The following is an 18,193-nucleotide window of genomic DNA, read 5'->3' on the forward strand; positions in this document are numbered from 1 at the left end:
TAACTATTTTTAAATGGTGTTCCAATTAATTACGCCGACTAAATTATAGGGTTCATCAATTAAACGCTTATTTCCAGTCGCCAGTCTGAAGTGCATAGGGAGACATGTCGGTTATTTCATGAGAATAGGGGTATATTCCCGCAATGTGTGTAACCGACATTACTGATAAGGACACAAAACGCTCAGCCCCTTCAAACTCAGTCTCTTTAAACACAGAAGCTTTAGATTCAATAGGTTCGACCTTAGCTTTTGCTTTTACGAAAAAAAGGTCACCTGTTTCATTGTCCCAAAAACACAAACCTACGCGTGGGTCTAGTAGGATATTGCCCAAAGTATTAAAGAATTTATTCCCGCTAAAATCAGGGAAGGTTATTGTATTTCCTTTCACGTTAACAAAGCCTGCTTTGCCCCCTCTGTGAGAAACGTCCAAGCCTTCGTTTGCTTCTTGTCCCAGAGAACTATGCCGTGAAGCAATAAAAAATGTCTCAGCGTTTTCTATTATTGTGCGAGCCCTGGTGTCAATTACCTTTGTTGTGGTAGTGGCCATATTAACGTTGTAAGACGCGTTACTCTCTGGCTGTAAACCTGTGGCAAGGCGCCGCCTTTTTGTCGTGTTTCGCTTGTGAATATACTGAGGGCAGTTCCCGAAACTTTGATCTACCAACACCGTAAGATTGCCTTTTGTCGCGTGGTTTATCGTACCGTTTAGTCGATTTCTTCGCCTTGTAGCGTATTCAATGCCGACTATGCCGATTTTGCTTCCTGAAATTACGTCGAGATTTAACGCACCCAGCATCATATTCCAAACTTGTACAGGAAGGCTAAAGCGCAATTGGGTGGGCGAGGGGCTTTCTATGAAATCTCCCTCTCCCCACACAGGAACGGCTACAGGGTAGCCTTCGTCATTTACCAAGGCTAAAACGGTGAACGGGCTAGAAGTAAAGAAAAGCCTATGCTGCTCTGGCATGTAGCTACGGATGAATCCCTTGGTTCGCTCGCCTATTTCCTTATCAATACCCAGTTTCTTTTGCAGAGCAATTTCACCATGGTGAAACGCAGGGTTTATTGACGATAGCCTAGGTAGTGACATAGCAACCTCCTAATTGCGAACTGGAGCAATATCAGATGACGGCATTGGAACAAAACCGTTTAAGCTCTCGATAGCCCTTAGCCATTCAATTATGTGAGGGTGCTTTTCTAGCGATATGCCACCTTCAGGGGCGTGAGCCATGTAAGAATACATAGCGATATCTGCGGCGGTGACGTGATGACCCACTAGAAAAACACTTTTCGAAATTGATAGATGCGCTTCCATGTTTTCAAGCAATGTAGCGCTGGTGGCAAGTACAGTGGGAACATGAACTGTTGCGCCAAACACGTATTCTAATCGCGCGGCAGCGGGCCCTTTAGCAAGTTCACCTGCTGAAACCGAGAGCCAACGTTGAATAAGCGCTTTTTCTTTGGCACTTTTTCCTAACCAATAATCACTGTCTGCATATGCGTTGATCAAATAAACCAAGATGGCATTAGAGTCAGCCAAAGTGATATCGCCGTCAGTTATCACGGGGACTTGTTTGAAAACGTTAAGTACACTAAAACGCTCACTTTTGTGCTCGCCACTGGCCATGTCAGGTTCAACGGTTATAAAAGGAATGGCGTTGAGCGCCATAAATAGCGACACTTTATGACAGTGGCCAGACTTAGGGTTTTGAAACAAAGTAATAGGGTGTTGGGGCTTAACTTTATTTATTTGGTGCGTCATGGGGGTATTTCTCACAATAGGCATAGTTAGATTATTGTCGTCACTGAACTTGTTTATAGTTCAAGCTCCGACAGTGAAGGAAAGTCATCGGGGCGACGGTCACCATCCCAGGTAAATTTTCTATCACCCTCAGCAATAGGGTGTTCGTTAATACTGGCTATACGCTTTTCCATCAGCCCTTGGGGGTTAAACTGCCAATTTTCGTTGCCGTAAGCTCTGAACCATTGTCCAGAATCGTTTTTGTACTCATAGGCAAAGCGCACAGCAATGCGGTTTGAGCCAAATGTCCATAGCTCTTTTACCAGTTTATAATTGAGCTCTTTGTCCCACTTTCGCGTTAAAAAACTTACTATTTGAGCTCGCCCTTCAATGAACTCTGCGCGGTTACGCCAGCTACAGTCGAAGGTATAAGCACCCGCAACTTTTACCGGGTCTTTACTGTTCCAAGCGTCTTCAGCAAGGCGCACTTTTTGCGCTGCGGTTTCAAGTGAAAATGGTGGTGTTGGCGCTCTCATTAATGTCTCCTCGTGTTATCAGTCTGTGGTTTATCAATATTGTTTGAATTGAAAGTGCGAATAAGCTTATGGAAATACTAATGCTTTCTTTTTGTTTAATAATTAGCTATTTTTGAAATTTATAATTTCAAATAGTGAAATAATATGGATAAGCTTTTGTGCATGAGAGTGTTTGTCGAGGCGGCTAGATCGGGTAGCTTTGTAGGGGCTGCAGATGCATTGTCAATGTCAGCGCCTGCAGTTACTCGCTGTATTGCATATTTGGAATCTCAGTTAAATACAAGGCTTTTTCATCGCACAACACGGCAAATAAAACTGAGCGAAGTGGGAGAGCATTACTTAAGTCATGCCTCACGTATTTTGACCGACATTGAACAAAGTGAAGCTGCGGTATCTGGCTTAGATCTCGCGCCACAAGGTGAACTCAATATAACTGCGCCTATATTATTCGGAGAGCGTTACATAACGCCGATTATTTCTCAGTTCCTGAAGGATTACCCTAATATTTCAATTAACGGTCATTTTCACGATGACGTCGTGAATTTGATTGATAATAATATTGATGTAGCAATACGAATTGGTAAGCCGAAAGACTCATCGCTTTATGGTGTTACTGTTGGGTATGTAAGGCGCGTAACCTGCGCAGCACCTGCTTATTTAGAAAGCAGCGGGCCCATCGAGAAACCGGAAGATTTAAAACAGCATAGCATTTTGTTTCCTACGCGATTCAACGAACCTGCCATATGGACGTACCATCAAGGCGGCAAAGCTATACCCATTAAGCTTACGCCTCGCTTTCAGTCTAACCAAAATAGAGCGGCAATTAATGCAGCAAAAGATGGCGTAGGTATTGTACGGCTTATGTCTTACCAAGTTGCTGATGCGCTTAAAAGTGGTGAATTGGTTAGCTTGTTAGAAGATGTGGAAGATAACAAGCTGCCTATTCAAGTGGTGAGTGTTGAAGGACGAAAAAACCTAACCAAAATTAAAACCTTTATCGACTATGTAAAGGCCGGATTAGCAAACAATGAATATCTTAACCCTAAGTGAGCATTCAAAAAGTTAGGGGAATTGCGATAGGGGATGCTGCTTATCATTACAAAATAAAACTGTTGTGCTAATCCAAAACAACTCTGTTTAATGTGAGCTTGATACGCTTTGTGAGTAAATAGCAATGGGTTACACTACGGCAGGTCATAGCTTTAGTCTTTTACTATCGCGCTTTTAACACCACAAGTTAATGTGCGCCATAAAAACGTTAATAATAGAAATTCATCGGGGTAACATGGTTTCTTGGCAATCACTTACATTTAATGAACTTACAAATCATCAACTTTTCGACCTGCTTAAGCTGCGAGTCGATGTCTTTGTTGTTGAACAAAACTGCCCCTATCCGGAATTAGATGAAAAAGACCGCCATTCGCAAACCCATCACTTAATGGGTTTTGAAAATAATCAGCTTGTGGCATGTGCACGATTACTTAGTAAAGGTGTTAGTTATCCATCGGTAAGCATAGGCCGTGTGGCGACCAGTGAAGCCTTTCGGGGGAAAGGAGCGGGTAAAGCCCTTATGTGTGAAGCCATCAAGCATTGTGAGTCGCTGTGGCCGGGGTGTGATATTGAAATTGGTGCGCAAGAGTATTTAAAACGCTTTTATGAAAGTTTTGGTTTTGAAGCCACATCAACGATGTACTTGGAAGATGACATCCCTCACATAGATATGAAAAGACTAGGCACAGCAAAAGCTTAGCTCTATAACTAGCTCAAAAAATCGGTTGGCATAACCTTATAGCTTTTAAACAGACGTATAGCCAAAGTATTAAGCAATATTATTCAACCATGCCAACCGATAAGCGGTGCTTTTAAGTGCACTCAGAATTCATCAATCAAGACCCGAATGCTTATTTCGCCTTCGGTAGTTGAGAAACTAGCTCATCTAGCCCGCTCACTACAGTGTCAGGCGATAGCGCTAGAGGATAGAGCACTTTGCCCGGTCGAGCGATAAACGCAGCTTGCCAGCCGGCCTGTTTAGCCCCAGCAATATCCCAACCGTGAGCCGCAACTAACATAGCGTCTTCTGCTGCTATGCCCATTTTTTCAATAGCCCATTCATAAGTGCGTGTATCTGGCTTGTACAAGTTAATATCTTCAACGCTAAGTCGTTCATCGAAATAAGACAGTAGATCGGCATTTTTAAACTGGGTATACACGCCTTTATTAGAGGAATTGGTAAGGCTCACCAGTTTATAGCCCTTGTCTTTTAACGCCTGCAAGCCATCACGAACGTCTGGGTGTGGGGGAAGGCTTCGCAAAGGCGTGACAATTGCCGTTTTAGCCTGCTCTTTGGTTAATTCAATACCTTCAATTTCAGCGACCATCAATAGTGAGGCAACGCCAATCTCTCCAAAGGTATGGAAGCGACCAGTGGTTGAGTCGACCAGCGAGTGATGCAGCATGGTAGAGAACCAAAGCGGTAACAAATCGTCTCGCCCTCCTAATGCTTCACCCACCGAACTGCGCATGGCGGTAAGGTCAAGAAGGGTCTCGTTTACATCAAAAAAGATAACTTTGGGCGCGCGCAGTTCTTTCTTTTCGATCTGCATTGCATCGGTATTTCCTGTTTGCGCAAAAACAGGTGATGACAGCAGACCTAGGCCTAAAGCGGTTGCACAGCATATCCGTGATAGTAATGATGAAGGTGAACGAGCCATGATTATCCTTAATTAAGATTTGAACGAGTGTTCAAAATAGGATGAATAGGGCCTTAATGCAATAGTTGATGAGACGAAATGACTATTTTCTGGTGGTTAATCGATACCCATTCCCGCGCAAGGTTTCAATAAATATGGCATCACTGCTATGAAGCTTTTGACGTAGCCTACTGATGTACACGTCAACCACATTGGTCAGCGGGTCGCTGTGGCTTCGCCATACTCGACTTAATATGCGCTCTCGAGAGAGGACTTTTTCAGTATTTTCCGCAAAATAATAGAGCATGTCGTATTCTAGTTTAGTGAGTGTAATTTCTTCTCCTGACAGTGTCGCAATGCGAGATTCATCATCGATGTTTAACGGTCCGACGGTTAATCCTGATTGTGTAACAGGCACGTTGGTCACTCTTCGGCTCAAGGCCGTTATACGCGCTAGCAGTTCGTCAAAGTCAAAAGGCTTACATAGATAATCGTCTGCGCCTTGTTTTAAACCATTCACGCGCTCCCGTACCTCATCTACAGCTGTAAGTAGCAAAACCATAGGAGCATGAGGAAGAGATTTAATGGCGGGCAACAGCTCTACGCTATCTTCGTCGCCAAACATGCGATCAAGTACGATGATGGCAGGGGACTCGTGTCGAATGCGCGTGACTAAATTGTGCAATGCCGACTCTTCGACACACTCAAAGCCTTCTGCGCTTAAGCCTCGCGATAAAAATCGTAGTAAGGGGGCTTCGTCATCAGCAATAAGAATCTTCATTGTTGGTATAATCCTAATTCGTCTAAGTCATTCAGGGCTAGGTAAATCTGATTGGTTTGCTTGGTTTTCTATCATAGGAAGTGTCAAGGTAAACTGAGAGCCTTTACCTAACGTAGAGTGTGCAGTTAGTGCGCCGTGGTGTGCTTCTGCAATGGCTTTTGCGATAGACAAACCTAACCCCATTCCATTGCCTTTGCGTTTTAACCTAACGAAGCGTTCAAACACGTGCTGCAAATCACTTGAAGAAATGCCTTCACCGCAATCAATGACTGATACATTGATATTCTGGTCTTCGCTTTCAACATGCAGCGAAATGGGCGTATCTGGATAGGAGTATTTGTGCGCGTTCTCAATAAGAATGGTTAGTGCCTGCGAAATTCTGTCACTGTCGATAAGCACTTGCGCTTTTTCTTTAGCAAGCCATTTAATATCTAGGTTTCTGGGCTTTGTAAGTTTTTGCCACGATGGCATGTTTTGCGTAAGCAGGCTGTGTAAGTCCGATTTTACCAAATCCACCGTGAATTCGTGCATCTCGGCCCGCGCCAGTAGCAGTAAGTCATCCACTAACTTACTCAAGTTAACCGCTTGCTCAAGTATGGTCTCCAGCGTTTCTTTGTAAATCTCATTGCTCGCTGCAGCTTGCCTGAGGGTTACCTGCGCTTCGCCGCGTATAATAGTTAGCGGCGTACGCAATTCGTGGCTAACATCGGCCATAAACTGCCGACGCTTTGCGTCTTGCTTAGTTAGCTTGTCATTTACTTCTTTTAGCGCGCGAGTACGGCTCTCCACTTCAAACTCTAAATGCTTGCGATGGGCATCTGCCTGATCTTCATGCTCCTGTAGTCGCGCAATCATAGAGTTAAGCGCTTTCACCAAGTCAGTAAATTCGCTGTCTAGGGTTTCAGGCAAGCGATAGTGATAATTTCCTGATGCGATAGCATCAGTACCAGTACGAATGACTGTAAGGGGTGAATAAAGGGCATTGAATAGCCAGTAGCAACCCAGCAAAATGAAGGGGCAGGTGATAAGACCCAAACTAATCGTAAACCATACAATGCTGGTGTTGAGTGTTTCGATGCTAGCGTTAATACGCGATACCACACCTGTTTGTCTATTTACAGCAGAGTTAATGGCTTCTCTAAACTGATTGTCGATGGTGACTTCTAATAATGTTTGAAGGCGCTGCTGCTGGTTGAGTGGGGTGTTATCGTTAGAAAGCGCAATAGCCCTAAATTCTGCCACTATGCTTTGAATGAGTGCTTCGAGTTCGTCAGTGTCCTCTACGCTGCCAAGTGTTGCTTCAACTCCTAAGGCTTCACGCTGCGCGAGTTCTAGCGATGTTATTCGATTTAATGTGTTTTCTATTTGCTGTTGCTTGTTTCTAACTTTGGCTTGGTTCGCATTTTTTCCAAATATAAGCTCGTCTGTCAGCTGTTTAAAAAGCCTGTAGGAAACACTCGATAGCTGTTGATGCTCTGACAGTAGTGACTGGGCAAGCTGTGCCTGGGTTAGATTAGTACGGGTTAAATGTGCCGAAATTGCGGCACTTGCCAAGGCTATTAACAAGATAAATGTAGATAACAACCCAAAAAGATAAAGTTTGCGTTTGTACATGGCAACGACATTGTATTTGTTTGCCACTATATACGCTTAATATAATGTAATGGTGCAGTTTTATTGGTTTTAAAGGCGGCTAGAAGGCGTGTGAAATTTATAAGGCGGCTAAGGCGATGTCAGTTTGGTACTTAAGCTCAGCATCTATTTTCCAGTGCTCTGGGCTCCAACCAGATAAGAACCGATAAAAGTCAGCGCAGGCAAAGGGGTACAGCTTTTTCCATTCGGCTATGACGTGCTCAATATCGCTATCTTTGAAGTAAGAAGGAGTATCATGGTTTGACGAGCGAGCTTGTAGTGCGTCTTCTAGTGCAAGGAAATACGTATTAAGCAGGGCGTCCCGATGGGCTATATGGGTCTCAGTGGGTAATGCGCTTCCCAAAAAGTAAGCCACATCTTTTATGCCGACACCAAAACCTACATACTGAAAGTCGACGGCGGCACAGGCGGAAAAATCTTCAGTAAAACAGAAGTTAGCCACTTTAGCATCGCCATGTACTAGCGTTTGATAGTTAGCGCTGTCTAAAGTCTTAGCAATGGCCAGGGCGTTTTGTTTTAACAGCCCCTCTGGCATGGCTTGGAACTCATCTTCACGTGTAGCTAAGTGCCAATAAGTACCCTCGCTCCACAACTGTATATTTCGGCTTTCAAATTCACTTCTTACATTAAGAAAGCGCGCGTGAAAGTGAGCTAACCATTTTAGAACGGTTTCGCATTGTACTGAGGTCAGTGAAGAGGCTGTGCGTGAGTAGCCAGTGTGCGCTAAATCTTCCATAACCAGAAGGGAGGCTTCGCCCTGCTGGCTGTGTGCTATGTATTTAGCTGTTGGAAAGCAGGCATCAGTTTGCTTTTGAACTAGGCTATAAAAACAGTTCTCTACCGCAAAAGATTGGCATTTTCGGTTGTGGCTTGCCTCGCCGTTCCAACCTTTGGGGTGTGAAAGGGTGTTTGGCGGTGTGGCGCATTTTACTACAACCTTAGTAACTGGTTGGTAGTTGGCTTTGTGTAGGGTAGTTGAGCTATCTTGTACGTGCTGAATTTCACCTGTACAAGTAGCGCTAACATTGTTACTGGCTTTTGCGGTGCCGTTACTAGAATAGCTTAGTGTGGCACGAAAGCACGCACCGTAGCCACTCCAAAGAGGCTGGATTAGTTGCGTATTTAATACCTTGGCATTACACACTTGGCTTAACCAATCTATATATTGCTGGTCTACCGTGTCTGACATTTCATTCTCAATTCGAACTAAATTTCAAAAGTACACTAACAAACAAAAAAGCCGCTCGAAAGCGGCTTTTATTCATGGGCTAGTCAACCACTAGCAACTGAGATTTATTCAGCCGCTGCTGGCGCTTCAGCAACGTCACTTACTGCTTGAGGAAGTGTTGTAGTTGCTGATGCTCGCGAGTTGGCGTACGACATGGCCGCAGTTTTACCCGATACTGCTAGTGCAGGTCGTGTGTCGTCAGCTTTTGCAGTAAGCGCAACATCAACAAACGTGTCGTTCACTTGCGCTGGCAATGCCATAGGGTGAGATGCGCCACGTTTACCTTTACCGCTAGCAGCTAGGCTATTTAAAGCGGGTGCTGCCTTTGCAGTACGTTGCTCTTTAGCCACCGTGTCAGCTGCTTTTGCTTCTTGCGCTGGTGCTTTTGGTTCTGATGGCGCATCTGCCAAGTTAATTTCAACTTGTTCTGGGGATGCTGCTTCATCTTTAGCTTCTGACGCTGTGCTTGAAGTCTCAGTATCAGCAGTCTCATCTGTAGATTCTGTGTCTGCTGCAGACGTGGTGTCTTCAGATGAACTTGCTTGCTCAGCGCTTTGAGCTTCTTTGGGCTGTTCGGCTTCAGTGGCAGCGTTTTCTACTGCTGAAGTTTCTTCAGTAGTAGAAGGTTTACCTCCTGAAGGCTCTTCACCCGCTGAAGCTTTATCACCCGCTGAAGCTTTATCACCCGCTGAAGCTTTATTATCAGCTGAAGCTTTATCACCCGCTGAAGCTTTATCACCCGCTGAAGGCTCTGCATCAAACTGAAGTTCGTCCTGAACGGCTTCAACATCAAGCTTGGCTTTTTCTTGCTTGCCTTGGTTAGAAACAGGCTGTTCGTCAGCTGGTGCTAGTTGACCAGGCTCCTGTGCTTGCGTTTCTTCAACAACAGGGGTGTCAGCTTTAGCAGTCGCTTCAACTTCAGCCTCTGGAGCTTGCGGTGAAAGCTCGCCAGGTTGCTTAGCTTGAGTGTCTGCATCGTCAACTTGCTGCGCTTCTTTCTTACGACGTTGACCTGCAGCACGAACATGGCGAGGTGAACGGCGCGAACGACCACGGCCTTCACGTTTTTGACCTTGTTCTTCATTGTTGGCTTCAGTGCTCGCATCAGTAGTTGCTTCAACTGCGTCATTAGCTACAGAAGTTTGACTATCACTCTTAGTCGCATCCGATTGAGCCACTACCGGCTTAGCGTCTACAGGCTTTTCAGCTACTTGTTGTTCCGCTTGCGGCGCTGGTTTGTTAGCGTCCTGTTTTGACTCAACATTATTTTCAGCTGGCGCCTGCGTTTTTTCTACTTTAGGTGACTTAGGTTTTGCATCAGCTTTTGGCTTCTGCTGTACCTTTGCTTCTTTTGGCGCAGGGGCTGTTTGCGCGTCCTTTTGTTCTGCAGTATTTACGGCAGTGTCATCTTTTTTCACACGAACGCTACGGCGCTTGTCACGACGTTTTCTGCGTTCAGCCACTTCACGCTTCTTCTGCGCTTGGTTTTCTTGCTGTTCGCCATCTTGCTTCTCGTGCTTAGGCTTTTGCTGTTCATCGCGAGGCTGTTGCGCTTTACGCGGCTTACGGCCTTTGTTATTGCGTTTGTCGTCTTGGTCCTGACGCTGATCTTTTCGCTGATCGCCGCGAGCTTTGCGATTATCTTTCTGCTCGCCATCACGGTTTTGATCTTTATCTTGGTCACGGCCTCTAGACTGGCTGCCACGACGGTTGTTTTTATTACGCGGCTTGCGACGACGGTCGTCGTTATTGCGAGTGCGGTTGTTTCTATTTTGGTTACCAGACTGTGCTTTCTTGTCTTTATTGGTTTCTTCTTCGCTTTCGCTACCAAATAAGTCACTAATCCATTTGCCGAAACGTGCGAACAACGAAGGCACATCGTCAGCTTTCTTCGCCGGCTCTTCTTTCGGCGCCACAACAGGTGCAGCCGTTGGCGCAACAAGCCCTTTAAGCGCTGGTTCTTCGCGTTTAACTGGTGCCGTAGTTGTCGTTTCTGTTTCAGCTTCTACTGCAGGCATTAGCTCTACGTTGTAGCTTGAGTCAGACACAACGTCATCCGGACGTCTACGCAACACCTGGTAATGAGGTGTATCCAAGTTTGCATTAGGAATAAGCAGTAAATCTACGCCGTGACGCTTTTCAAGAAGCTGAATTGACTTACGCTTTTCGTTAAGTAGATAGGTCGCAACTGGAACAGGCAACTGTGCTTCAATTTGCCCTGTATTTTCTTTGATGCTTTCTTCTTCCAAAATACGAAGAATAGACAGTGCTAAAGATTCGGTTCCGCGAATAGTGCCGTGACCAGAGCATCGTGGACACACGTGGTGCGCTGATTCACCTAGAGAAGGGCGTAAACGCTGGCGAGACATTTCCAGAAGGCCAAAGCGAGAAATGCGACCAAGTTGTACACGGGCTCTGTCGCTTCTTACCGCGTCTTTCATACGGTTTTCAACTTCACGTTGGTGACGTACTGGTGTCATGTCGATAAAGTCAATAACTACCAAACCACCTAAATCGCGAAGACGCAACTGACGCGCAATTTCGTCTGCCGCTTCTAAGTTAGTATTAAGCGCAGTCTCTTCAATATCACCGCCCTTGGTTGCGCGGGCAGAGTTGATATCAATAGATGTTAGTGCTTCAGTAGGGTCGATAACTATTGAGCCGCCAGAGGGTAAACGCACTTCGCGTTGGAACGCAGACTCAATTTGGCTTTCGATTTGATAGTGGCTGAATAATGGTACTTCACCACGATAAAGCTTTACACGATTTGCAAAGTCAGGGCGCACTAGCTGAATGTGCTGTAGCGCTTGCTCATAAATGCTGGTTTTATCGATAAGGATTTCGCCGATATCGCGACGTAGATAATCACGAATAGCGCGCACAATAACGTTACTTTCTTGGTGAATTAAGAAAGGAGCTTCGCGCTCTTCAGCTACCTCTGAAATCGCTTCCCAGTGTTTAAGCAGAACTTTTAAATCCCACTCTAATTCTTCGAACGACTTACCTACACCGGCAGTACGCACAATTAGACCCATACCTTCAGGAAGGTCTAATTTACTTAGTGATTCTTTAAGCTCAGTACGCTCGTCGCCTTCAATACGACGAGAGATGCCGCCAGCGCGTGGATTATTCGGCATAAGCACCAAATAGCTACCCGCAAGCGATAGGAACGTAGTTAAAGCAGCGCCTTTTTGGCCGCGCTCTTCTTTGTCGATTTGAATAATAACTTCTTGGCCTTCCTTAATCACATCTTTGATGTTTGGACGGCCTTCGAATTTGTAACCTTTAGGAAAATAAGTGCGGGCAATTTCTTTTAGAGGGAGGAAACCGTGACGCTCTGCGCCGTAGTCGACAAAAGCAGCTTCTAAGCTTGGTTCAACGCGGGTAATTTTACCTTTGTAGATGTTCGCTTTTTTCTGCTCGTGCCCTGGGCTTTCAATATCTAAATCGTACAACCGTTGCCCATCAACAAGGGCAACGCGCAACTCTTCTTGCTGAGTTGCATTAATTAACATTCTTTTCATTGTATCTAACTCTGTTTTAGTACAGCCGTTAAGACACAAAATTAAAGTGACATGTGCAAACCCTCACCGCGCAACCTCACGGCTGGACGGGGACCTTGTTGTTGCGTCGCATTATCCCTGGTGGTTGGCCATGTTAGCACCGTTTTTAGCGCTTAATTTTAACTGTTTTCACTTGTGTCTTATTTTCAGACAAAATCGCAAGTGAATTGCAATGGCCACACTGCTTTAAGGATGTCGGGAGCGACTAGCCCTTATTACTGTATTCTTTTTTACGAGCATTTTTATATGCTCGCTAGTCATTTAATTCTGTTAGTTAACGGCAAACTTATTTTATGTTCGCAAGCAATGGCGGTTGCTTTATCACGGCAGTGTAGTCGTTGCCTCTCTAGCTTGGTTGGTCTGAAAAATATTTTTTCATTGCGGATGCTACCAACGCGAACGCCATACTTTTTCGTTTTACAAGTGTGAGTAGCATCGTCGTTCTTTATAGATTGCTATCTCGTTCTCGTTTGTTGTTTTTATAACGCTGAGTTTCACGTTTTTGAAAGGGCGTTTTTTTACCACTTACTATCAAAAACTAAATTGTGAATATTACCGTTCAAAAAACGTCGTTAATTATCGCACCAAAACTGCAAATTTAGCAAGGAAAGCAAGTGAATAAATTGTGTATATCTCAATAAGTAGGCTGTGTACTGAGCGCAGACGAATAGCAAAAATTGGCCTTTGGTTAAAATTGCGACGATAAATGCTTTTTTCAATTATTTATCACTTTCAATTAGCCCAGAGAAATACCAATGAGGTATACTCTGGGCATGAAAGAAGAAGCCCCCAAAAAAGTACGTTTTGTAACGGTTGAAGCCGATTTGGCTGGTCAACGTATCGATAACTTTTTGCGTACGCAGTTAAAAGGCGTGCCTAAAAGTATGATCTATCGCATTTTACGCAAAGGTGAAGTTCGAGTTAACAAAGGTCGTGTTAAGCCTGAATACAAACTACAAGCCGACGATTTAGTCAGAATTCCTCCTGTTCGTGTATCGGAAGGTGCACCGGCACCATCACCTAAACTCGATAAAATTGCAGCGCTTGAGTCGCACATTCTTTTCGAAGACGATCGCATACTTGTTATAAACAAGCCTTCTGGAATGGCAGTTCATGGTGGCAGTGGTTTAAGCTTTGGTTTGATTGAGGGCCTACGAGCCTTGCGCCCCGATGCCAAGTTTATGGAATTAGTACATAGACTTGATCGCGATACCTCTGGCTGTATTTTAATCGCTAAGAAGCGTTCTGCCCTTCGACACATGCACGAGCAACTTCGCACGGGTAAAATGGACAAGCGTTATAATGCACTGGTTGCAGGAGAATGGCCTAAAAGCCGATTTAAAGTAAAAGCACCACTTCGTAAGAATGTACTCCAATCGGGCGAGCGCATGGTAAGTGTAAGTGATGATGGTAAGCCGTCTGAAACGCGCTATCGCATATTAGAAGAGTACGCAGGAGCTACCCTAGTTGAGGCATCGCCTATTACAGGCAGAACTCACCAAATTCGCGTTCACTGCTTACATGCGGGTCATCCCATTGCTTGTGACCCTAAGTACGGAGATGCAGATTTTGATGCATCAATGCGCCAGAAAGGGCTGAATAGACTTTTCCTTCACGCTCGCAGTATTTCACTTATACATCCTGCGACAGAAGAGCGGGTGACTTTTACTGCTCCCTTGGACGACACTCTCTCAAATACACTTAAAGCGCTGTAAAATATGCATTCAAAGAACCAGGCTGTGGAAACACAGCCTTTCACTTCGTTAGATGAAAAACTACCTAAGTACAAACTTGTTATCTTTGATTGGGATGGCACGCTCATGGACTCGGCTGCGAAAATTGTCAGCTGCATGCAGCTTGCGGCAAAACAGTGCGATATGCCAATACCTACCTATGACGAAGTGGGTCACATTATTGGCATAAGTTTAAAGCCCGCCATCAAGCAGCTTTTTAAAATTGAAGAAGATGAATTAGCTGAACGTTTAGTCGCTGCATATAAAGAAGCGTTTGTTACTCGAGATACAACACCTTGCCCATTATTTAACGGCGTGGAACAGTTACTCGCTAATTTGAAAAAAGCAGGATGTACACTGGCCGTGGCGACGGGAAAAGCGCGCCGCGGACTTGACCGAGCTTGGTTACAAACTGAAACGGGCAGGTTTTTCAGTGCGTCGCGTACTGCTGATGATGCAGAATCAAAACCTTCGCCGGATATGTTGTTGCAAATTCTCGATGAACTTGGCTTTGAAATCGAAGATGCTGTGATGATAGGTGATACAACCTATGACATGCAAATGGCTAAAACCATTGGAATGGATAGAATAGGGGTGTCATATGGTGTTCATGCGCAGGTTCATTTAGAAGCATTGTCACCTGTGGCACTTGTACACTCTATAAGTGAACTAGAAGCAGCGCTATTTAAATAGCGCTGTTTTTATTAGAACTGCCTTGATAGCGCTGCTCTAACGGAATTAGCGGCTTACTGTGCTGCCATTGCTAATAAATCGACATTGAAGTGGGCGCCGAGTAGTTCATTTAGCAGCATTATAGGAAGACCTATTAAGCTGTTAGGATCGCGGCTCTCTATTTTGTCAAACAGCAGTACACCTAACCCTTCGCTTTTAAAACTGCCGGCGCAATCTAACGGCTGTTCTTTTTCTACGTAGGCGCGAATGGCAGCTTCGCTGTTATGGCGAAAGAAAACTCGGGTTTCATCTACCTGAGTTATCGTTTTATTGGTACTAGGTTGGTGTAAGCAAAGTGCGGTGTAAAATGCCACTTGTTTACCTTGGCACGCCATCAATTGCTTTACCGCATTTTCAGACGTACCCGGTTTGCCAAGTAGCTGAGGCCCTGTGTCGGTTTGTACCAAAGCCACTTGGTCGCTACCAATAATAATAGCACCGGCTTCTACATTATCTAATTTACCTATATCCGCAGCAACTTTATGCGCCTTCTGCTGCGCAAGACGAAAGCTTAACTCAGTAGGGCTCTCGTTAGCGAAGGGGGTTTCATCAATATCAGGTGAATGGGTGTCTACATAAATACCAATGTTAGCAAGTAACATTTTGCGATATTGGGATGAGGAAGCGAGGATAAGGGAAGCCACTAATACTCCTTACATTAAATCTACAGGCTATAGTGAACAATGTTATAATATCAAGGTGGATTACACACAGTGTTTTATTATAGGTTAAAACGTAATTTTGCTTTGACAGGAAGGGGTTGACCCTATATCATGCGCGCCCTATGCAGAAAGTGAAACTCCCTCATTCGGTTGAACCGACTAAAAGTGCCATGAAACGTTCCGATTACCGGGGCGTGATTGCGTCCAAAGATATGGAACGATTGAGTGAAGCAGTTGTCCGATGCAGTGACTATGTGGACGCAGAAGTGCAGTTCGAAAAAGACGCGCAGGGTCTTACTGTTTTTCACGGTCATTTAGCCACGCAGGTAACACTTATCTGTCAAAGGTGTAATGGTGAACTCGATTATCCCGTGGAAGCGGAATTCTGTTTTACTCCAGTGCAGGGAGAAGAGCAGGAAAGCGATGACATCATTCCCGAGGCTTACGAACCGGTAGAGGTCAACGACCACGGAGAAGTTAATCTGCTTCAAATTTTTGAAGACGAGCTACTGTTATCTTTGCCAATTGTGCCCCTTCATGCAGAGTCGGAGTGTACAGTGAAGCAAGACGATATGTCGTTTGGAAAGATTGAACCGGAACAAGAGCGACAAAACCCTTTCGCGGTTTTGAAAGAACTTAAGCGAGACCAGGAGTAAGTTATGGCAGTACAACAAAATCGTAAAACGCGTTCTAAGCGCGGTATGCGTCGCTCACACGATGCATTGACAGGCGCGACTTTGTCTGTCGATTCAACGTCGGGCGAAACTCACCGTCGTCACCACGTGACCGCTGACGGTTATTATAAAGGCAAGAAAGTAATCGGCGCGTAATACGGCGAGTACATTTTGTCTAAACTAACCATCGCGTTAGATATCATGGGGGGCGATCATGGTCCCCCTGTTATCCTTTCTGCGGCCGTAAAGGCTATCCAACTTCATCCCGATGTGCATTTCACATTGTGCGGTGACGAAAAAATTATCAATTCGAGCTTACAACCCCTTACCAATGTTGAACGCAACCGCGTTACCATAAAACATTGTTCACAAGTGGTTGAAATGGGCGAAGCGCCTACATCAGCGTTACGAAATAAAAAAGACTCTTCTATGCGTCGCGTTATCGAACTCGTTGAGAGCGGTGAAGCAGATGCGTGCGTAAGTGCAGGTAATACCGGTGCACTACTTACCTTGTCTTTCTACTTACTCAAAACCTTGTCAGGCATCGATAGGCCTGCGCTTATAAATATGATGCCGACAACAGGGCACCACAACGTTTTTCTCCTTGATTTAGGCGCTAACGTTAACTGTACGCCTGAGATCCTGTTTCAGTATGGCGTTATGGGCTCCGTGCTTGCGCAAGAGGTTGCGGGTATAGCATCGCCACGGGTCGCTTTATTAAACGTGGGTGAAGAAGATATTAAAGGCAACGCGCAGGTGAAATCTGCCGACCAGCTTTTCAAAGATGCGCCAGGCATAAACTATATTGGTTATGTAGAAGGCGACGACATTTTCACAGACCATGCGGACGTAGTGGTTACAGACGGTTTCACCGGAAATGTAGCGCTCAAATCCAGCGAAGGGCTGGCTAAGCTGGTGATAAATGAAGTAAAACGCCAGTCACAGAAGAACTTTTATACCCGATTATTGGCAAAAATTGCCTTCCCATTACTGAAATCTATCTATAACAGCGTGAACCCCGACCAGTATAACGGTGCGAGTCTGATAGGATTGCGCGGCATTGTTATCAAGAGTCATGGAAATGCACAAAAAGACGCTTTTTATTACGCCATCGTGCAAGCAATGAAAGAAGCAAAAATGCATTTACCTGAGAAGATAAAGACTAAGATAGAAACGGTATTGTTGGAGCAGCTTTGAGCAAATATTCACGCTTTATAGGAACAGGTAGCTATTATCCCAGCGACGTGCGTACAAACGCAGATTTAGAGCAAATGGTGGACACCAGTGATGAATGGATCACTGACCGTACCGGGATAAAAGAGCGACGTATTATTGGAGCAGATGAAACCGCTGCTACCATGGGTGCAGAAGCCAGTAAAAAAGCCATAGAAATGGCGGGCATCGACCCAAAATCTATCGACATGATTGTGTGCGCTACCACAAGTGGTCGCTATGCGCTTCCAAGCACAGCATGTGAAATTCAACGCATTCTTGATTTAGACGGCATTCCGGCATTTGACGTGGCTGCTGCGTGCGCAGGCTATTGTTATGCGTTAAGTGTAGCCGATCAGTATATTAAATCGGGAATGGCCAAACGCATTCTTGTAATCGGAACCGACTGCCTAAGCCGATTGATAGACCCAGAAGACAGAACCATGGTCATTCTGTTTGGTGATGCGGCAGGCGCGACTATTATAGAAGCCAGTGATGAACCAGGTATTTTATCTACACATATTCATGCCGCAGGTTCATATGGAGACTTACTATACGTAGGCAATCCAACCCGCGGTGATGAGCAGTCTGTTCACGAAAACTGGGGTGTGATGCGCGGCAACGAAGTATTCAAAGTTGCGGTCACCAAGCTTTCAGAAGTGGTTGAACAAACCCTTGCTGCGAACGGCATGCAAAAATCTGATCTTGACTGGTTAGTGCCTCACCAAGCAAACTTTAGAATTATTAAAGCGACAGCTAAAAAGCTAAATATGTCTCTTGACCAAGTTGTGCTTACGTTAGAACAGTATGGCAATACCTCTGCTGCTACCGTGCCAACAGCGCTTGATACCGCTATCAGAGACGGCCGCATTCAACGCGGGCAGCATTTATTACTAGAAGCATTCGGAGGCGGATTTGCTTGGGCGTCAGCGCTTGTTCGCTATTAGCCCTACTGAGATTTGCCCTGTTATAGGGCATTCCAATTTCG

General features: G+C 45.1%; 17 protein-coding genes. 8 read left to right on the forward strand and 9 right to left on the reverse strand.

Annotation, left to right across the window (positions count from 1 at the left end; translation table 11 throughout):
- Positions 1 to 67 precede the first annotated feature (67 nt).
- Genes IW644_RS03405 through IW644_RS03415 form a run of 3 tightly spaced genes read right to left on the reverse strand, consistent with a single transcriptional unit; the run spans position 68 to position 2,277 of the window.
- Positions 68 to 1,090, reverse strand: coding sequence for a pyridoxamine 5'-phosphate oxidase family protein (locus IW644_RS03405; protein ID WP_269916405.1), 1,023 nt, complete (start codon positions 1,088 to 1,090; stop codon positions 68 to 70).
- A 9-nt stretch (positions 1,091 to 1,099) separates the two neighbouring features.
- Complete coding sequence (locus IW644_RS03410; protein WP_269916406.1) at positions 1,100 to 1,762, reverse strand: glutathione S-transferase family protein; 663 nt, start codon at positions 1,760 to 1,762, stop codon at positions 1,100 to 1,102.
- Positions 1,763 to 1,815: 53 nt separating this feature from the next.
- Positions 1,816 to 2,277: a nuclear transport factor 2 family protein gene (locus tag IW644_RS03415; protein ID WP_269916407.1), complete on the reverse strand. Its 462-nt coding sequence runs from the start codon at positions 2,275 to 2,277 to the stop codon at positions 1,816 to 1,818.
- Between the two features lie 144 nt (positions 2,278 to 2,421).
- Between IW644_RS03415 and IW644_RS03420 the strand changes: the two genes are divergently transcribed.
- Complete coding sequence (locus tag IW644_RS03420; protein WP_269916408.1) at positions 2,422 to 3,327, forward strand: LysR family transcriptional regulator; 906 nt, start codon at positions 2,422 to 2,424, stop codon at positions 3,325 to 3,327.
- A 235-nt stretch (positions 3,328 to 3,562) separates the two neighbouring features.
- On the forward strand, positions 3,563 to 4,027 hold the full coding sequence (locus tag IW644_RS03425) for a GNAT family N-acetyltransferase (RefSeq protein WP_269916409.1): 465 nt from the start codon (positions 3,563 to 3,565) through the stop codon (positions 4,025 to 4,027).
- A 151-nt stretch (positions 4,028 to 4,178) separates the two neighbouring features.
- Here the strand turns inward: IW644_RS03425 and IW644_RS03430 are convergent, their stop codons facing one another.
- From IW644_RS03430 to rne, 5 genes are all read right to left on the reverse strand, one after another.
- Positions 4,179 to 4,988 (reverse strand): haloacid dehalogenase type II, encoded by an 810-nt coding sequence (locus tag IW644_RS03430; RefSeq protein WP_269916410.1) that lies wholly within the window; start codon positions 4,986 to 4,988, stop codon positions 4,179 to 4,181.
- An 82-nt stretch (positions 4,989 to 5,070) separates the two neighbouring features.
- On the reverse strand, positions 5,071 to 5,748 hold the full coding sequence (locus IW644_RS03435; RefSeq protein ID WP_269916411.1) for a response regulator transcription factor: 678 nt from the start codon (positions 5,746 to 5,748) through the stop codon (positions 5,071 to 5,073).
- Positions 5,749 to 5,775: 27 nt separating this feature from the next.
- Positions 5,776 to 7,362, reverse strand: coding sequence for a sensor histidine kinase (locus IW644_RS03440; protein ID WP_269916579.1), 1,587 nt, complete (start codon positions 7,360 to 7,362; stop codon positions 5,776 to 5,778).
- A gap of 97 nt (positions 7,363 to 7,459) precedes the next feature.
- The gene (locus IW644_RS03445; RefSeq protein WP_269916412.1) at positions 7,460 to 8,590 is read right to left on the reverse strand and encodes a phosphotransferase; all 1,131 of its coding nucleotides are present in this window, start codon (positions 8,588 to 8,590) and stop codon (positions 7,460 to 7,462) included.
- A 104-nt stretch (positions 8,591 to 8,694) separates the two neighbouring features.
- Positions 8,695 to 12,153: a ribonuclease E gene (gene rne, locus IW644_RS03450; protein WP_269916413.1), complete on the reverse strand. Its 3,459-nt coding sequence runs from the start codon at positions 12,151 to 12,153 to the stop codon at positions 8,695 to 8,697.
- An 812-nt stretch (positions 12,154 to 12,965) separates the two neighbouring features.
- On the opposite strand from rne, the gene rluC reads away from it, so the two are divergent.
- The gene (rluC, locus tag IW644_RS03455) at positions 12,966 to 13,907 is read left to right on the forward strand and encodes a 23S rRNA pseudouridine(955/2504/2580) synthase RluC (protein ID WP_269916580.1); all 942 of its coding nucleotides are present in this window, start codon (positions 12,966 to 12,968) and stop codon (positions 13,905 to 13,907) included.
- 3 nt (positions 13,908 to 13,910) lie between these two features.
- On the forward strand, positions 13,911 to 14,618 hold the full coding sequence (locus IW644_RS03460; protein ID WP_269916414.1) for an HAD-IA family hydrolase: 708 nt from the start codon (positions 13,911 to 13,913) through the stop codon (positions 14,616 to 14,618).
- Between the two features lie 53 nt (positions 14,619 to 14,671).
- Here the strand turns inward: IW644_RS03460 and IW644_RS03465 are convergent, their stop codons facing one another.
- A complete protein-coding gene (locus tag IW644_RS03465) occupies positions 14,672 to 15,301 on the reverse strand; it encodes a Maf family protein (protein WP_269916415.1) in 630 nt (209 codons plus the stop codon).
- Between the two features lie 140 nt (positions 15,302 to 15,441).
- Here IW644_RS03465 and yceD point away from each other — a divergent pair, with 140 nt between their 5' ends.
- The 4 genes from yceD to IW644_RS03485 are packed head-to-tail and all read left to right on the forward strand — an operon-like array spanning position 15,442 to position 18,152.
- Positions 15,442 to 15,975 (forward strand): 23S rRNA accumulation protein YceD, encoded by a 534-nt coding sequence (yceD, locus tag IW644_RS03470; RefSeq protein ID WP_179983187.1) that lies wholly within the window; start codon positions 15,442 to 15,444, stop codon positions 15,973 to 15,975.
- Between the two features lie 3 nt (positions 15,976 to 15,978).
- On the forward strand, positions 15,979 to 16,149 hold the full coding sequence (gene rpmF / locus IW644_RS03475) for a 50S ribosomal protein L32 (RefSeq protein ID WP_012518206.1): 171 nt from the start codon (positions 15,979 to 15,981) through the stop codon (positions 16,147 to 16,149).
- Between the two features lie 15 nt (positions 16,150 to 16,164).
- Positions 16,165 to 17,190, forward strand: coding sequence for a phosphate acyltransferase PlsX (plsX, locus tag IW644_RS03480; protein WP_269916416.1), 1,026 nt, complete (start codon positions 16,165 to 16,167; stop codon positions 17,188 to 17,190).
- The gene (locus IW644_RS03485; protein WP_071814538.1) at positions 17,187 to 18,152 is read left to right on the forward strand and encodes a beta-ketoacyl-ACP synthase III; all 966 of its coding nucleotides are present in this window, start codon (positions 17,187 to 17,189) and stop codon (positions 18,150 to 18,152) included. The genes plsX and IW644_RS03485 overlap by 4 nt, the downstream gene beginning before the upstream one ends.
- Positions 18,153 to 18,193: the final 41 nt, after the last annotated feature.

This window comes from Alteromonas sp. PRIM-21, from assembly GCF_027563165.1.
GTDB classification, from domain to species: Bacteria; Pseudomonadota; Gammaproteobacteria; order Enterobacterales; family Alteromonadaceae; genus Alteromonas; species Alteromonas macleodii_A.

Coding starts and splice junctions, on each gene's coding strand:
- IW644_RS03435 (WP_269916411.1), bottom strand. CDS start 5,748: ATGAAGATTCTTATTGCTGATGACGAAGCCCCCTTACTACGATTTTTA.
- yceD (WP_179983187.1), top strand. CDS start 15,442: ATGCAGAAAGTGAAACTCCCTCATTCGGTTGAACCGACTAAAAGTGCC.
- IW644_RS03420 (WP_269916408.1), top strand. CDS start 2,422: ATGGATAAGCTTTTGTGCATGAGAGTGTTTGTCGAGGCGGCTAGATCG.
- IW644_RS03415 (WP_269916407.1), bottom strand. CDS start 2,277: ATGAGAGCGCCAACACCACCATTTTCACTTGAAACCGCAGCGCAAAAA.
- IW644_RS03430 (WP_269916410.1), bottom strand. CDS start 4,988: ATGGCTCGTTCACCTTCATCATTACTATCACGGATATGCTGTGCAACC.
- rne (WP_269916413.1), bottom strand. CDS start 12,153: ATGAAAAGAATGTTAATTAATGCAACTCAGCAAGAAGAGTTGCGCGTT.
- IW644_RS03460 (WP_269916414.1), top strand. CDS start 13,911: ATGCATTCAAAGAACCAGGCTGTGGAAACACAGCCTTTCACTTCGTTA.
- IW644_RS03440 (WP_269916579.1), bottom strand. CDS start 7,362: ATGTACAAACGCAAACTTTATCTTTTTGGGTTGTTATCTACATTTATC.
- rpmF (WP_012518206.1), top strand. CDS start 15,979: ATGGCAGTACAACAAAATCGTAAAACGCGTTCTAAGCGCGGTATGCGT.
- IW644_RS03445 (WP_269916412.1), bottom strand. CDS start 8,590: ATGTCAGACACGGTAGACCAGCAATATATAGATTGGTTAAGCCAAGTG.
- IW644_RS03405 (WP_269916405.1), bottom strand. CDS start 1,090: ATGTCACTACCTAGGCTATCGTCAATAAACCCTGCGTTTCACCATGGT.
- rluC (WP_269916580.1), top strand. CDS start 12,966: ATGAAAGAAGAAGCCCCCAAAAAAGTACGTTTTGTAACGGTTGAAGCC.
- IW644_RS03410 (WP_269916406.1), bottom strand. CDS start 1,762: ATGACGCACCAAATAAATAAAGTTAAGCCCCAACACCCTATTACTTTG.
- IW644_RS03425 (WP_269916409.1), top strand. CDS start 3,563: ATGGTTTCTTGGCAATCACTTACATTTAATGAACTTACAAATCATCAA.